The following is a 13,344-nucleotide window of genomic DNA, read 5'->3' as shown; positions in this document are numbered from 1 at the left end:
ATCTTCCGCGGGGCAAGATTTTTGGCGAGCGGCCGCCATTGGGTTTCGCCACGTTACCCGACTCGGTTACGCGGCCACCATGAATCTTTCGGTCGGAGCACCTTGTTCCGCATTACTGAAATTCAAGCGATCGACACAAAAAAGCTGCCCGGACGAGATCCGGACAGCTTCGATAGGCGGTGAAAGGCGAAATTTACTTCGGCATCAGGACGGTATCGACCACGTGGATGACGCCGTTCGACTGCATCACGTCGGCGATCGTGACGGTGGACATGCCGCCCTTGCCATCGACGAGTTCGATCTTGCCGGCCTTCTCCTCGGCGGTGAGGCTGCCGCCCTCGACCGTCTTCAGCATGGCCTTGCCACCGCCGGCCTTGATCGCCTTCTGGAGATCGGTCGCCGTCATGGTGCCGGCCACGACGTGGTAGGTCAGAATCTTGGTGAGCGTTGCCTTGTTCTCGGGCTTCACCAGCGTATCGACCGTGCCGGCCGGCAGCTTGGCGAAGGCGGCGTTCGTGGGCGCGAACACCGTGAACGGACCCTTGCCCGAGAGCGTCTCGACGAGACCGGCGGCCTTGACCGCGGCGACGAGGGTGGTGTGGTCCTTCGAGTTGACCGCGTTCTCGACGATGGTCTTCGACGGGTACATCGGCGCGCCGCCGACCATCACCGTCTTCTCTTCCGCCGCCTGGGCCGCCGTGCCGAATGCGCCGGCGCCGGTGAGTGCCATGGCGACGGTGAGGCTTGCGACCTTGAACATGCGTGTCATGCGTAACTCCGATTGTCGGCCCCGTCATGCGGGGTCGTCGATCGTTACGGCCGGAGGTACGGAGAAGTTTCAGGCAAGCCTTGCTGGGGAGAATGATTTCATCCTGGCCGCCTTGAAGAGGGAAAGTTTCTTGTTCTTCGAAGTGATGTCCCTGCCGTGAGCGAGGCTCGTCGCGGCCGAGGAGCGATGAGACACAAAGCGTGACTTGGGGAAGTGGACGGACGATGGGTCTACGATTTCCCTCGTCATAGAAGGCCTGTAACCACGCCTCGCCTCCGACGAATGACTTGTATCCCGCATCGTCCCGGAGCACGCCATGTCGTCCCGCCTTATTCCTCTTCTCCTCGCGCTGGGACCGGTCCTACTCGTGTCCGGCCCTGCGCTGGCCCGGCCAGTGGTGGTTGAACTTTTTACGTCGCAAGGGTGCTCGTCTTGCCCGCCGGCGGAAGCGCTGCTCGGCGAGCTCGCTGGCCGCGACGACCTCTTGGCGCTGGGATTCCACGTCACTTACTGGGACGATCTCGGCTGGAAGGACACCGCGTCCTTCGCGGGCGCGACCGAGAGGCAGGCGACCTATGCGGCGCTTCTCGGCGAGGGAAATTTCACGCCGCAGCTCGTGATCGACGGACGCAGGAGCGTTGTGGGTTCGCGCCGCACGGAGGCTACCTCGGCGGTCGCGGCAGCCCGGGCCGAGATGGACGCCGAAACCAAGATCGCGATCGTGCGCCGGAACGGCCGCATTGCCGTGACGGTTGGGGCCGGTAAGGGTAGCGCCAAGGTGTTCCTCGTCGGCTTCGACCGGTCCCTACGCACCCCCGTGGCACGGGGCGAGAACAGCGGACGCACCCTCGTGCAGGCCAACGTCGTGCGCTCGCTGCGCACCCTCGGCACTTGGTCGGGCGAGCCACTGGAGTTCAGCGAGGCGCTGCCGGCCGGGCAGGATGCTGCCGTGATCGTCCAGCAATCGGACGGCCGCATCCTCGGAGCCGCACGCCTTGTGCCGGGCGCTTAAGCGATGGCCTTTCGGGACGAGGCGCCAATGCCCGCCGGCTCGCCGCATACGCGCTTGATCGACAAGCTGGCCGGAGGGCTCGTCCCGGTACGGCCTCTGGGCTCACCGCTCCGGCGCGTGCTCGGCTGGCTCCTCGTCGTCGCCTTCCCGGGCGCCGGCCTCGCGGCGGTCGCTGACCTGCGGGGCGCGCTTTCGCGCCACGCCGCAGACCCGGACCTCGTTCTGGCGGCCATCGGATCGATCGCCACCGCCGTCACGGCGGCGGCCGCCGCGATCCTCGCGACACTGCCCGACCGTGATCCGCGCTGGGCCCTTTTGCCCGCGCCGAGCCTCGCGCTCTGGATCGGGACGAGTGTCTCAGGCGCAGAGCACGGAGCACCAATCTCCCTGTCGGAAGCCTGCGCCTGCGTTGGTTTTATCCTGGGGCTCGGCGTTCCCTTCGCGCTGCTCCTCGCCGCGATCCTGAAAGGCGGCTACGCCCTCCATCCATCTCTGAGCGGCGGCCTCGCGGGTCTCGCGGCAGCCTCCGCCGCAGCGTCGATCCTCGGCCTGTTCCACCCCTTCGCCATGGCACTGAACGATCTCGCCCTGCACGCGCTCGCGGTGGCGCTGCTCTCGGGGGCCGGTGCCGGTTTCGGCCGGCGCCTGCTCCGCGCGAGCGCCTGAAGATGGTCCTACGCGACCCCGTTCGGCGAAGGCTGCTCGCGTGCCTCGCCCTCTTCCTTCTCGGAGCTTTCCCGGTGCGCGCGGCGTCCACCGCGTGGATCGGCGACGATAGGGCGGCGGTGCGGCTCGTGACGGCCACGGACGCCGCGAACCCTGGATCGCCTGTCGAAGCGGGTCTCGAATTTCGGTTCGGTGACGGCTGGCACGGGGCATGGCGTAGCCCGGGCGATGCCGGCCTCGCCCCGACCTTCGACGGGAGCGGATCGGAAGGGGTCGTGCTCGACTCCATCGCCTGGCCCGCACCGCGACGCCTCACCGTCGGCGACCTCCAGACGTTCGTGTACGAATCTGGGACCGTCCTGCCCCTCCGGTTCGCACGGCGCGGCGACGGGGCCGCACACCTTCACCTGCGCCTCGTGCACGCGGTCTGCGGCGAGGTCTGCGTGCCCTATCGTGCGACCCTCGACCTCGCGCTACCAGCGGGAACGGATCGGCCCTCGGCGGAGGCGGGACTGATCGATGCCGCGCACGCGCGCATCCCTGGCCCCCCGGAGGCTGCGGGTTTCGCCGTCGTCGGGCAGGCCCGCGAGGCACCGCCGGACGATCGGCGCCTGGTCCTGCGGGTGACCAGCGAAGGCAGCGCCTTCATGGCGCCGGACGTGTTCGTCGAGGGTCCGAAGAGGGCCGTGACCACCCCTCCGGCGGTTGCCCTATCCGACGGTGGGCACACGGCCCGGCTCACCCTGAATCTGTCGCCGGACGTCGCGGATACCGATCTCCGCGTCACCCTGGTCGATGGCCTGCGCAGCGCCGAATTCACGGTTTCGCCCATGGATGGCATCGGCTGGGGTGGGTGGCTCGCCATCTTGGCGACGGCCCTGATCGGAGGCCTCGTCCTCAATGCGATGCCTTGCGTCCTGCCGGTCCTGTCCCTGAAGGTCTTCGCGTTGACGCGGGCAGCCAAAGCGGATCAGCGAGGCGCCCGGGCAGAACTCCTCGCCACGGCGGCGGGCATCGTCGCGTCCTTTCTCGCCATCGCCCTGGTTCTGATCGTCCTGAAGGCCTCGGGCGCCAGTATCGGCTGGGGCATCCAGTTCCAGGCGCCGTGGTTTCTCGCCGGCATGGCCCTGCTCACGGTGCTGTTCGCCGCGAGCCTGTTCGATTGGGTCACCATCGGGCTACCCCGTCCGGTCGCCGCGCTTGGATCGCTGCGCGGGTCCGGCCGCCTGTCGGAGGCCTTCCTCACTGGCGCCTTCGCCACCCTGCTGGCCACGCCCTGCTCGGCCCCGTTCGTCGGAAGCGCGGTGGGCTTCGCGCTGACCCGGGGACATGTCGACATCCTGCTGGTCTTCACGACGCTCGGCCTCGGAATGGCGCTCCCCTTCGCGCTCCTCGCGCTGAAACCGGGTTGGACGCGCCTGCTGCCGCGACCGGGCTTTTGGATGATCCGGCTTCGGAGCGGGTTCGGCCTGCTTCTCCTCGGAACGGCCGCGTGGCTCATGACGGTCTTCGCCGAATTGGCCGGCATTCCTCGGGCTATGGGGTTGGCGGGTATCCTGATCCTTCTCCTCGGCTGGCTCGCCCTGAGCCGACCGCCGCGCGTTCCCGATCGTCGCCGAAGCCTGGTCACGGCGGGCCTCGTCCTCGCGCTCGTCCCCGTCACGGTGTGGCCGTCCGGCTTCGGACCCTCCCCGGTGGCTCGGATGGAGGGTGGCCCCTGGCGCGCCTTCGCCCCCGAGGCGATCCCGGCCCTGGTGGCGGAGGGCAAGGTCGTCATCGTGGACGTGACGGCGTCCTGGTGCCTGACCTGCCGGCTCAACGATGTCACCACCCTCGATCGCGCAGAGAACCGTGCGCGCCTGTCGGCGCCCGACACGGTCGCGATGCGGGCGGACTGGACCCAGGCCGACCCGGCCATCCTCGCTTTCCTGCGCCACTTCGGACGTTTCGGGATTCCGCTCGTGGCCGTCTACGGGCCCGGTCTACCGCGCGGAGAAGCCCTGCCGGAATTGCTGACACCGGCAACGATGCGAGCTGCCATCGTGCGGGCGGAGCGCGAGAACGCAAACAAGACAACGACGGAATTTTCGCCCTGACCTGTAACCGTCGTCGGCGCCCCGCTGAAACACAGTCCAGTACCGCCAAGATGTTCGGTACATCCCAGAAGGATAACCTCACATGAGCACTCTCTTCCGCGTCGCCGCTGCTCTCGTCCTCGCCACCGTCGTCTCCGGGGCCCCGGCTTATGCCGTCGATTCCATGGCCAAGGATAGCATGGCCAAGGACAGCATGGCGAAAGACTCCATGGCCAAGGACGGCATGAAGAAGGACGGGATGAGCAAGGATTCCATGGCCAAGGACAGCATGGCCAAGGACTCGATGGCGAAGGACAGCATGGCCAAGGACTCGATGGCGAAGGACAGCATGGCCAAGGACTCCATGAAGAAGTAAGTTCGGCCTCATGCGGACGGTGCGGGTCGGCCTTCCGGGCCGCCCGTTCCTCATGCCGGGTTTCTCGCCGGCTCTCCCCGCAGCGTCCGGAATCCCTGCTCCCATGCCTGTTCAATCAGCGGCATTGTCCGGCGAGGCGTCCCTGCCCGCCGCGATGCAGGCGGCGCAGGTCGGCGATGCCGCCGCTTACCGGGCGCTCCTGCGCGATTGCGTGCCGGTGATCTCCGCGATGGCACGGGCCAAGGGGGTTCAGGGCGCAGCTCTCGACGACGTTGTGCAGGACACCCTGCTTACTCTCCATCAGGCACGGGCGACCTACGATCCGGCCCGCCCGTTCCTGCCGTGGTTGCGCGCCATTACACAGCGGCGGGCGGTCGACGCGTTGCGCCGCAAGGGGCGTCGTCCGAAGGAAGTGCATGAGCCGCTCGCCTATGAGGCGCGTGCCGACGCCGGTCCCATGCCGGGTGACGACCTGGAGCGTCGCGAGCGCGCAGCGATCCTCGCTGCGGCCGTCGCGCATCTCCCCGAAGGACAGCGGGAGGCGATCGAGCACATCGCCCTATGCGAATTGTCCCTCGACGAGACATCGACGCTCACAGGGCGGACCAAGGGTGCGCTCAAGGTCAACTTCCATCGCGGTCTGAAGGCCCTCCGCGTCTCTCTCTCATCCCGTAAGGAGGGCACGGATGTCTGATCCGGCCACCCATGACCGATCCACTCAAGTCCCGTCCACCCACGACCTCGTCGAGGATCTGGCTCAATCGCTCACGCCGGTCCGCCGGCTCCCGAGCCCAGGACGCCGGACCCTCATCTGGTCCGGCGCGGTGCTCACGGTGGGCCTCCTCCTCGTGCCGATGTCCGACGTCTCGGGATTGCGGGCGCGCCTCGCCGTGCCGGACCTGCACTGGGCGGCCCTCGGCGCGATCCTTACGGCCATCGCGGCTGCGCTGGCGGCCTTCCAGAGCAGCGTGCCCGGCCGAAGCGCGGCCTGGTCATGGCTGCCGCTCCCGCCTCTCGTCCTCTGGCTCGGCGCCAGTGGCCTCGGCTGCCTTCGTGGTTGGCTCGCGCCGGCCGCGAACCTCGCCGAGCCGGAGGAGATGCGGGGCTGCTTCGTGTTCCTGATGGGAGTCTCGTTGCCGCTGTCCGTCCTGCTGGTGCTGATGCTGCGGCGGGCCTGCCCGCTCCGCCCCAATCTCACGGCGGCCCTCGGGGGACTCGCCGCAGCCGCGGCGGCGGCGGCCTTGCTGGTGCCGTTCCATCCGCACGACGCCACCGCGACGGACCTGCTGGTCCACCTCGTCGCCGTCCTCATCGTCGTCGGCCTGAACGGTCTTTTCGGTGGCCGCCTCCTCGACAGAAATGCCGGACCGCGAGGCCGGCCTGTAACCGGCTCGATCCGCAAGGCGAATGACTGACCAGAGCCTCCGGACAGGAGCCCGGTATCAAGGAACTCGGCACCATGGACCGCAGACAGATCCTCACCTCCGGCGTCTCGGCACTCGGCATCCTGACATTCCTTCGCGCCGCCGGAGGGTCCCTGGTCGGCGGCCCCGCAGCGGCCGAAACCTTCGCCGTCGCGAAGAGCGAGGCCGCTTGGCGGGCGCAGCTTGGGACCTCCGCCTACGCGGTTCTGCGCCAGCACGGCACCGAACGCGCCGGTTCGAGCCCCCTCGACGCCGAGAAGCGCGCCGGTCGTTTCGTCTGCGCCGCTTGCGACCATCCACTCTTTGCCTCCGGCGCGAAGTTCGATAGCGGGACCGGCTGGCCGAGCTTCACCGCCCCCCTCGCGGAGGCCGTGGGCACGACGACGGATTCCAGCCTGGGGATGAGCCGGACGGAGGTGCATTGCCGCCGCTGCGGCGGGCATCTCGGCCACGTCTTCGCCGACGGACCCGCCCCCACGGGACTTCGCTACTGCATGAACGGCGTAGCGATGCGCTTCGAGCCCGCCTGACCGATCGCGCCTTTTTCCGTCCCGCAAAGGACCACCCCCATGTCCCAGACCCTTAAGCCCGCGACCGTTCCCCCGTATCGCTCGCGCCTGAAGGGGGCTTTCGTCGGCGGTGTCCTGGCCCTGTTCGGCCTCGGTCTCTCCATGACGATCGAACGGGCCGGCGCCGAGGAAGCGAGCCGGCGCCTGCCGGCCGCCGCGGAACCGGCGCGGGAACCCGGCAGGCTTCAGAGCGCGGTGTTCGCCGGTGGATGCTTCTGGGGTGTGCAGGGGGTGTTCCAGAACGTCCGCGGCGTCACCCGGGCGGTTTCGGGCTATGCCGGCGGAGACGGAGCGAGCGCAAACTACCGGGCCGTCTCCAGCGGGCGTACGCGGCACGCCGAGGCGGTCCGGGTGACCTACGATTCCCGCGTGGTCTCCTACGACACCCTGCTCCGGGTCTTCTTCTCCGTCGCCCTCGATCCGACGCAGGTCGATCGGCAGGGACCGGATCAGGGCCCGCAATATCGCTCGGCCCTGTTCCCGGCGAATGCCGAGCAGGGCGCCGTGGCCCGCGCCTACATCGCGCAACTCGATGCCGCCGGGGCCTACGGTGCGCCGGTCGCCACCCGGATCGAACCGGGCGCCGCATTCTATCCGGCCGAGGCGTACCACCAGGACTTCATGGCACTGCACCCGACCCATCCGTACATCGTCGCCAACGATGCCGCGAAGGTACGCGACCTGAAACGCCTCTTTCCCGAATTCACCGCGCCGGCTCCGGCCCTCGTCGGACACGACCCCGCCTGACGCGATCCTGCTCTTCGGAACCCAGATGCCCCGCAAGGGCCCTGCAAGCGCCCCGCAAGCCAGCAACCCTTCAGGACGGCCCCGATGCATCCCCCTTCGCCGCGGGCCGAGCGCCCGATCCACCCCCTCGTCGTTCGGATCACCCACTGGGTGAACGCCTTGGCGATGCTGATCATGATCACCAGCGGATGGCGCATCTACAACGCCTCGCCGATCTTCGGCGATTGGGCGTTCCCGAAGACCATCACCCTGGGTGGCTGGCTCGGTGGGGCCCTGCAATGGCACTTCGCGGGAATGTGGCTCCTCGTCGCCAACGGCCTTGTCTACCTGACCTATGGTCTGGCCTCGGGCCACCTGCGCCGGCGTCTCACGCCCCTGAGGCCGCGCGAGATCGGGCATGATTTCGTCGCGGCCCTGAGGTTCCGGCTCCCCCACGATCTGGGCGTCTACAACGCCGTTCAGCGCCTCCTCTACGTCGCGGTGCTGCTCATCGGAATCGTCATCGTGCTTTCCGGTCTCGCGATCTGGAAGCCGGTCCAGTTCGCGCCCCTGACAGCCCTGATGGGCGGCTACGATACGGCCCGGATCGTCCATTTTCTCGCCATGGCCGGCATCGCCGGCTTCGTGGCAGTGCATCTCGCCCTGGTGCTCCTGGTTCCCAGGACCCTGCCGACGATGATCATCGGCCGGGAGATCCACCTCGGCCGCAACCGCGTGGTGAAGCCATGACGCCCCTCGATCGCCTTCTCCGCCGTCCGCGTCCGGATCTCACGGTCCCCCAGACGCCCCTCGTCCGCGCCGACCGACGCCTGTTCCTGCGCGGCGGCCTCGTCACGGCGGGGAGCCTCGCGCTTGGCGGTTGCGACATCTCCGACAACCCGCAGGTGGAGAGCATCCTCGGTGGGATCTCGCGGCTGAACGATCGCGTCCAGGGTGCCCTCTTCGGGGGCACACGCCTGGCCCCGACCTTCACTGTCTCGGAGATCACCCCGGACTTCCCCTTCAATGCCTATTATCCGGCGAGCAAGATCCGGGTGATCGACGGGTCGACCTGGAAGCTCGAACTCGCCGGTCTCGTTTCCGACAAGGCGCCGTGGACGCTCGACCGCCTGAGGACCCTGCCGCAGGAAGCCCAGATCACGCGCCACGTCTGCGTCGAGGGCTGGAGCGCCATCGGGCAATGGTCGGGGGTCCCGTTCCGAACCTTCCTCGAACGGATCGGGGCCGACACGACCGCACGCTACGTCCGCTTCGCCTGCGGGGACGACTATTGGACGAGCATCGACATGCCGAGCGCGCTTCACCCCCAGACGATCCTGGCCCTGGACTACGCCGGCGCACCCCTGCCGCCGAAATACGGCTTTCCGGTCAAGCTGCGCATTCCGACGAAACTCGGGTTCAAGAACCCCAAGCACATCATGGCCATCACGGTGACGAACGATTACCCGGGTGGATACTGGGAAGATCAGGGCTACAACTGGTTTTCCGGCCTGTAGTGAGTCTGAACGTGAATCGCCCGATATCCGCCGATCAATGTCATGTGGACCGCCGCTAAACGGGTGCTGCCGAGCGGTTTGGCGGCCACCGGCTCCCGGAACGGCATGAGGTTTTGAAATGCTGAAGTTCTTCTTCAACGGCTCTCCGAACCCGACGAAGGTCGCGCTGCTGCTGGAGGAGCTCGGGCTGCCCTATGAAGCCATCCCGATCGACACCCGCAAGGGTGACCAGTTCGCGCCTGATTTCCTGGACCTCAATCCGAACGGCAAGGTGCCGGTCCTGGTCGACGACGCGGACGTGATCTTCGACAGTAATGCCATCCTGCTCTACCTCGCCGAGAAGACCGGACGATTCCTGCCGCCCTCGGGTGGCGACCGGGCTCAACTCCTGTCCTGGCTGATGTTCGTCGCGACGGGCGTCGGGCCTTTCTCCGGCCAAGCGGTCCATTTCCGGCACTTCGCCCCGGAACAGGTGCCCTATGCCCAGGCGCGCTACAGCTTCGAGGCGCGCCGTCACTACGATATCCTGAATGCACACCTCGCACAGCGCCGCTACCTCGTGGGCGACGGCTACACCATCGCGGATATGAGCGCCTGGGGATGGGCCCGCATGATCCCCTTCGTCCTCGGCGAGGCGGCCTGGGCGGAGCTGCCCCACCTCAAGCGCCACCACGATGAGATTGCTGCCCGCCCGGCCGCCGCGCGTGCTGCCGGCCTCAAGGACCGCTTCCCCTTCAAGCCCGAGATGGACGACGAGGCGCGCGCCAACATGTTTCGGCACCTCAAGTCCTGACGATCGTCTTTGCCCTCGAACGCCGCCGTTGCAGGGGCATCGCCCCATCCGGCGGAGGCATCAAAGCGGGGATATAGGTCCTGCCCGCTGACGAGCCGCTTCGACCATTTGAAACGGTGATCAAGCGGCCAATGGTCTAGCCGGTCACACGCACCCGCACCCGGTGCCAGCAGGTGCAGAGGTAGCCTTTGTGGTTCCATGTGTCGTCCGGCAGCGCCGGCTGCGTCTGGCTGGCCGCGTCCCAGGCGCGGACAGCAAGTTCGTGCTCGCCTGAGGGCAGGTCGAGTTCCACGCTCCAGAACGTCCAGGCGAACGGCGCATCCGGCTCGTGCTCCAGATCTGCCTGCAGCCAGGATCGGCCTCCGTTCCCGGAGACATCGACGCGGACGATGGCCTTGTCGCCGCTCACCGCGTAACCGCGAACCCTGTTGCGTCCGGCCGTGAGTGCGGCTCCGCGTTCCGGCTCGCAGATCGCGGCGTTGAGCGGCATCGTGTCGATGGTGTGTCCCTTGGTCGGGTCCGCCGTCTCCGCGGTCGCGTCGGGCGGGTACAGCTTGTAATCGTCGGCCTGGATCGAGTTGTCGGACGGGTGGTCCTGCACAGCGATTCGCCGGAGCCATTTGGGGCTGCGCACGCCGGCATATCCCGGCACGACCGCGCGGACCGGGAAGCCGTGCTCAGGGAGCAAGGCCTCGCCGTTCATGGCGTAGGCGAGCAAGGTCTCGGGCGCCATGGCCTTGCCCAGTCGGATCGAGGCTCCGTACGGGTGCCCGTCCACCATGTCGTGGCTCTCGAAGGCCACATGGAGATCCGCGCCATCCGCGACACCCGCCTCGCGCAGGAGGTCGCCGAGGCGGACCCCGGTCCATTCGGCCGTCCCGATGGCACCGGCATCCCATGGGTCGCCGGATACCGGGGCAACCGCTCGCATGTCGGCGCGCCGATTGCCGGCACATTGCATCGTCGCCGTGACAGTGGCTTCGGGGAAGCGGGTACGGAGGTCGCGCAGCGACAGCTCCAGCGTGACACCGGCTCCGCCCTCGACGGTCAGGCGCCAGGTTTCCGGGTCGAGGTCCGGTTGATCGCCGTGCGAGCGGACATAGAAGTCCTCCGCCGGGGTCCGGTAGGAGGCCCGCAGTCGGCCAAGAGGCGGTTCGGCATTGTAGGGCTGATCGCCATGGAGGATCAGGCGAGCCTTTCGCTCGGATAGGCTCGACATCGGGACTCCCGTTCGGGTGAGGACACGGGAGTGAACGCGCCGGTGGCGCCAAGGCTCACTCGACGACCTGAAGGCAGCCGAGGCATATTCGTCATGCGCACGTTCAACCGATCCCGAAGATCGGATTTGGGCCTGGGGAGCTTGGACGACTACTTCGCGGAATGGATGTTCGGCGGCCCGAGATGCTGGAGAAAATCCGGTTTGCCGAGGCTCACTCCAGCGCTGCGGAGGATCCCGTAGGCTGTGGTCACATGGAAGAAGAAGTTCGGAAGCGCGAAGCCGGTGAGATAGGCCTGCCCGTTGAAGCGGTATCCCATGCCGTTCGGGAACTTCAACTCCACCGCGCGCTCCGCACCTGAGGCCAACACGGCCGGATCGATGCCCTCGACAAAGGCGATCGTCCTGGCACAGCGCTCCTTGAGTTCGGCGAAGGTGGCCTCGACGTCTGGCATCGAGGGCGCTTCGATCCCGGCGAGCCGTGCCACCGCGTTCTTCGCGCTGTCGGACGCCATTTGATACTGAGCAGGCAGTGGCTTCATGTCGGGTGCCAGCCGCTGGACGAACAACTCGGCTTCCGGCTTTTCCGATGCCGCCTTGTCGAGCCACGCGCTCATGTTGCGAAGCGCGTTGACGAATACCGGGACGCTGACGTCGTGGATGCTGATGCTCATCCTGGCTGGCTAAGGCACCTGCCATCGAAGACGCAGTGAGATGGCGCACACCGTGGAAGTGTGCGTCGAGCGAATGTGCCGGACGCCCGACGAACGACCGCTTCTGGGACGCGACGTGGATGGTCTGGGCGTCTGGCATGGGTCGCGAGCAGCATGTCTGTTCTTCGATGCTATGCCTGAGAGATGGACTTCGACCCCAGACGAAAGAGCGCATACTGAGTTGAGCGGTCAGCGCAATCCGCCGTGATCAGTGAGTATCCGTTTTGGCTTTGGAATCTCCGGTGAGGTGTCGTTCCCGTTGTGCGCCTCCGTGTACCGCGCGAAGATTTGGAGAAGCGATTCTCGCTCCCGCGCCGGGGAGAACAGGTGCGCACGCATTCCGCCGTGTTCAAGCAAAACTTGAAGAAACGCAGGTTCCTCCTCGGCGCGCAGCAGCATTGCGGCCAGGGCCGCGTCGTCGCCAGTGGGGAAATAGCCCGGATAGTCCGGCCCGAGCAGGCCGCGGGTTCCGGATATGTCGGAGGCGATCACCGGCAGGCTGGACACTACGGCCTCGGAGATCACGTTGGCGCCGCCCTCCTGCAGCGAGCTCAGGACCATGAGCCGGCCGCGGGTCAACCAGCGCCGAGTCAGGGAGCCGGGTCGGTCGCCAAGCCAGGCGTAGCGCGGATTGTCCGCCATCTCGGCCTCCGCCCGGCTCGCCCAGGCCGCATCGTGCGCGCCTCCGAGATGGACGATGCGGATGCGAGACCGGGCGGGAAGGCGCCGGGCCGCCCGGGCGGCGCAGAACGGGTCCTTCTCAGCGCGCAGGTGTCCGACGACGAGGACCTCGAAAGCCTGGTCTGAGGCAGGCCAGCGCTCTCGGTGCGCCACTGCGGACTGGAGCACAATGTCGACCTTGTGGCGGTATCGCTCGGGCAGGGCGGTAGGAACGAGGTCGTGCAGGCCAATTAGGCGGTCGGCTAGATCGAGGGAGCGTAGGGTCAGCTCGGGGTCCGCGTCGAGGTAGTGGTAGATGTCTGTTCCCGTCAGCGCGACAATCACCGGCCGATCGGGATGGCGCGCCTTAAAGCGCGCGATGGACGCGGCGCTGCGCCAGGCATGCAGCGCCACCATCAGGTCGACGTCTGGGTCGGCCTCGTACGTCGTCGCCACGTCGACTTGGTGTCCGAGATCGCCGAGGATGCGCGCCCAGCGCATCGCCGTCGTCCGGTTGCCGGCACGGGATGTCTTCGCCGCCGGCGTGATGAGGCTGATCTTCATGGATTCGACAGGATTCCGGGACGTTTGATGAGCGCACAAGTTACGGCCGCCGGTCTCGTGGCGATGCTGGAGGATGCCCGGTCGAGAACGCTTGAACTCGTGGCGGGTCTCGACCGTGACCGTCTCATGGGGCCGCGGCTCGATATCGTGAACCCCCTCCTGTGGGAAATCGGGCATCTCGCCTGGTTTCACGAACAGTTCATCCTGCGCGGCCTCGACGGACATCCACCGCTGAACGCGGAAGCCGATGCGCTCTACGATTCC

General features: G+C 67.4%; 16 protein-coding genes. 12 read left to right on the top strand and 4 right to left on the bottom strand.

Annotation, left to right across the window (positions count from 1 at the left end):
* Window positions 1-193 precede the first annotated feature (193 nt).
* A complete protein-coding gene (locus K2Y56_RS17580) occupies window positions 194-730 on the bottom strand; it encodes a fasciclin domain-containing protein (RefSeq protein ID WP_244478004.1) in 537 nt (178 codons plus the stop codon).
* A gap of 355 nt (window positions 731-1,085) precedes the next feature.
* On the opposite strand from K2Y56_RS17580, the gene K2Y56_RS17575 reads away from it, so the two are divergent.
* The 11 genes from K2Y56_RS17575 to K2Y56_RS17525 all read left to right on the top strand — a co-directional run bounded on the left by K2Y56_RS17575 (window position 1,086) and on the right by K2Y56_RS17525 (window position 9,927).
* Window positions 1,086-1,781, top strand: a complete 696-nt coding sequence (locus K2Y56_RS17575; protein WP_292510358.1) for a thioredoxin family protein — start codon at window positions 1,086-1,088, stop codon at window positions 1,779-1,781.
* Between the two features lie 27 nt (window positions 1,782-1,808).
* A complete protein-coding gene (locus K2Y56_RS17570; protein ID WP_292510355.1) occupies window positions 1,809-2,447 on the top strand; it encodes an NrsF family protein in 639 nt (212 codons plus the stop codon).
* Window positions 2,448-2,449: 2 nt separating this feature from the next.
* Window positions 2,450-4,543, top strand: coding sequence for a thioredoxin family protein (locus tag K2Y56_RS17565; protein WP_292510352.1), 2,094 nt, complete (start codon window positions 2,450-2,452; stop codon window positions 4,541-4,543).
* Window positions 4,544-4,625: 82 nt separating this feature from the next.
* Complete coding sequence (locus K2Y56_RS17560) at window positions 4,626-4,898, top strand: pentapeptide MXKDX repeat protein (protein ID WP_292510349.1); 273 nt, start codon at window positions 4,626-4,628, stop codon at window positions 4,896-4,898.
* 103 nt (window positions 4,899-5,001) lie between these two features.
* On the top strand, window positions 5,002-5,592 hold the full coding sequence (locus K2Y56_RS17555; protein WP_292510346.1) for a sigma-70 family RNA polymerase sigma factor: 591 nt from the start codon (window positions 5,002-5,004) through the stop codon (window positions 5,590-5,592).
* Window positions 5,585-6,313, top strand: coding sequence for an NrsF family protein (locus K2Y56_RS17550; RefSeq protein WP_292510343.1), 729 nt, complete (start codon window positions 5,585-5,587; stop codon window positions 6,311-6,313). The genes K2Y56_RS17555 and K2Y56_RS17550 overlap by 8 nt, the downstream gene beginning before the upstream one ends.
* 44 nt (window positions 6,314-6,357) lie before the next feature.
* Entirely contained in the window at window positions 6,358-6,852 is a 495-nt protein-coding gene (gene msrB / locus K2Y56_RS17545; protein ID WP_292510340.1) for a peptide-methionine (R)-S-oxide reductase MsrB, read from the top strand.
* A 39-nt stretch (window positions 6,853-6,891) separates the two neighbouring features.
* A complete protein-coding gene (msrA, locus tag K2Y56_RS17540) occupies window positions 6,892-7,638 on the top strand; it encodes a peptide-methionine (S)-S-oxide reductase MsrA (RefSeq protein ID WP_292510338.1) in 747 nt (248 codons plus the stop codon).
* Between the two features lie 84 nt (window positions 7,639-7,722).
* Window positions 7,723-8,367 carry a cytochrome b/b6 domain-containing protein gene (locus K2Y56_RS17535; RefSeq protein WP_292510334.1) on the top strand — a complete coding sequence of 215 codons (645 nt, stop codon included), beginning with the start codon at window positions 7,723-7,725 and terminating at the stop codon, window positions 8,365-8,367.
* Window positions 8,364-9,134 carry a molybdopterin-dependent oxidoreductase gene (locus K2Y56_RS17530; protein WP_056452947.1) on the top strand — a complete coding sequence of 257 codons (771 nt, stop codon included), beginning with the start codon at window positions 8,364-8,366 and terminating at the stop codon, window positions 9,132-9,134. Before K2Y56_RS17535 ends, K2Y56_RS17530 begins: the two co-directional genes overlap by 4 nt.
* Window positions 9,135-9,252: 118 nt before the next feature.
* Complete coding sequence (locus tag K2Y56_RS17525) at window positions 9,253-9,927, top strand: glutathione S-transferase N-terminal domain-containing protein (RefSeq protein WP_292510329.1); 675 nt, start codon at window positions 9,253-9,255, stop codon at window positions 9,925-9,927.
* Window positions 9,928-10,063: 136 nt separating this feature from the next.
* On the opposite strand, the gene K2Y56_RS17520 is transcribed toward K2Y56_RS17525, so the two are convergent.
* The 3 genes from K2Y56_RS17520 to senB all read right to left on the bottom strand — a co-directional run bounded on the left by K2Y56_RS17520 (window position 10,064) and on the right by senB (window position 13,080).
* Window positions 10,064-11,146: a molybdopterin-dependent oxidoreductase gene (locus K2Y56_RS17520; protein ID WP_292510326.1), complete on the bottom strand. Its 1,083-nt coding sequence runs from the start codon at window positions 11,144-11,146 to the stop codon at window positions 10,064-10,066.
* A 149-nt stretch (window positions 11,147-11,295) separates the two neighbouring features.
* Window positions 11,296-11,817 (bottom strand): DUF1993 family protein, encoded by a 522-nt coding sequence (locus tag K2Y56_RS17515; RefSeq protein WP_063987491.1) that lies wholly within the window; start codon window positions 11,815-11,817, stop codon window positions 11,296-11,298.
* Window positions 11,818-12,045: 228 nt separating this feature from the next.
* Window positions 12,046-13,080: a selenoneine biosynthesis selenosugar synthase SenB gene (senB, locus tag K2Y56_RS17510; RefSeq protein WP_292510320.1), complete on the bottom strand. Its 1,035-nt coding sequence runs from the start codon at window positions 13,078-13,080 to the stop codon at window positions 12,046-12,048.
* Between the two features lie 27 nt (window positions 13,081-13,107).
* Here senB and K2Y56_RS17505 point away from each other — a divergent pair.
* On the top strand, window positions 13,108-13,344 hold a 237-nt coding region (locus K2Y56_RS17505), incomplete at its 3' end, for a DinB family protein (RefSeq protein WP_292510317.1).

Source organism: Methylobacterium sp. (genome assembly GCF_019745455.1).
GTDB lineage: Bacteria > Pseudomonadota > Alphaproteobacteria > Rhizobiales > Beijerinckiaceae > Methylobacterium.
The sequence above is the reverse complement of the archived record's forward strand: the minus strand, read 5'-3'. Positions and strand labels throughout refer to the sequence as shown.

Excerpts from the sequence above, each read along its gene's own strand:
- K2Y56_RS17580 (WP_244478004.1), bottom strand. The coding sequence starts at position 730 with ATGGCACTCACCGGCGCCGGCGCATTCGGCACGGCGGCCCAGGCGGCG.
- K2Y56_RS17575 (WP_292510358.1), top strand. The coding sequence starts at position 1,086 with ATGTCGTCCCGCCTTATTCCTCTTCTCCTCGCGCTGGGACCGGTCCTA.
- K2Y56_RS17570 (WP_292510355.1), top strand. The coding sequence starts at position 1,809 with ATGCCCGCCGGCTCGCCGCATACGCGCTTGATCGACAAGCTGGCCGGA.
- K2Y56_RS17565 (WP_292510352.1), top strand. The coding sequence starts at position 2,450 with ATGGTCCTACGCGACCCCGTTCGGCGAAGGCTGCTCGCGTGCCTCGCC.
- K2Y56_RS17560 (WP_292510349.1), top strand. The coding sequence starts at position 4,626 with ATGAGCACTCTCTTCCGCGTCGCCGCTGCTCTCGTCCTCGCCACCGTC.
- K2Y56_RS17555 (WP_292510346.1), top strand. The coding sequence starts at position 5,002 with ATGCCTGTTCAATCAGCGGCATTGTCCGGCGAGGCGTCCCTGCCCGCC.
- K2Y56_RS17550 (WP_292510343.1), top strand. The coding sequence starts at position 5,585 with ATGTCTGATCCGGCCACCCATGACCGATCCACTCAAGTCCCGTCCACC.
- msrB (WP_292510340.1), top strand. The coding sequence starts at position 6,358 with ATGGACCGCAGACAGATCCTCACCTCCGGCGTCTCGGCACTCGGCATC.
- msrA (WP_292510338.1), top strand. The coding sequence starts at position 6,892 with ATGTCCCAGACCCTTAAGCCCGCGACCGTTCCCCCGTATCGCTCGCGC.
- K2Y56_RS17535 (WP_292510334.1), top strand. The coding sequence starts at position 7,723 with ATGCATCCCCCTTCGCCGCGGGCCGAGCGCCCGATCCACCCCCTCGTC.
- K2Y56_RS17530 (WP_056452947.1), top strand. The coding sequence starts at position 8,364 with ATGACGCCCCTCGATCGCCTTCTCCGCCGTCCGCGTCCGGATCTCACG.
- K2Y56_RS17525 (WP_292510329.1), top strand. The coding sequence starts at position 9,253 with ATGCTGAAGTTCTTCTTCAACGGCTCTCCGAACCCGACGAAGGTCGCG.
- K2Y56_RS17520 (WP_292510326.1), bottom strand. The coding sequence starts at position 11,146 with ATGTCGAGCCTATCCGAGCGAAAGGCTCGCCTGATCCTCCATGGCGAT.
- K2Y56_RS17515 (WP_063987491.1), bottom strand. The coding sequence starts at position 11,817 with ATGAGCATCAGCATCCACGACGTCAGCGTCCCGGTATTCGTCAACGCG.
- senB (WP_292510320.1), bottom strand. The coding sequence starts at position 13,080 with ATGAAGATCAGCCTCATCACGCCGGCGGCGAAGACATCCCGTGCCGGC.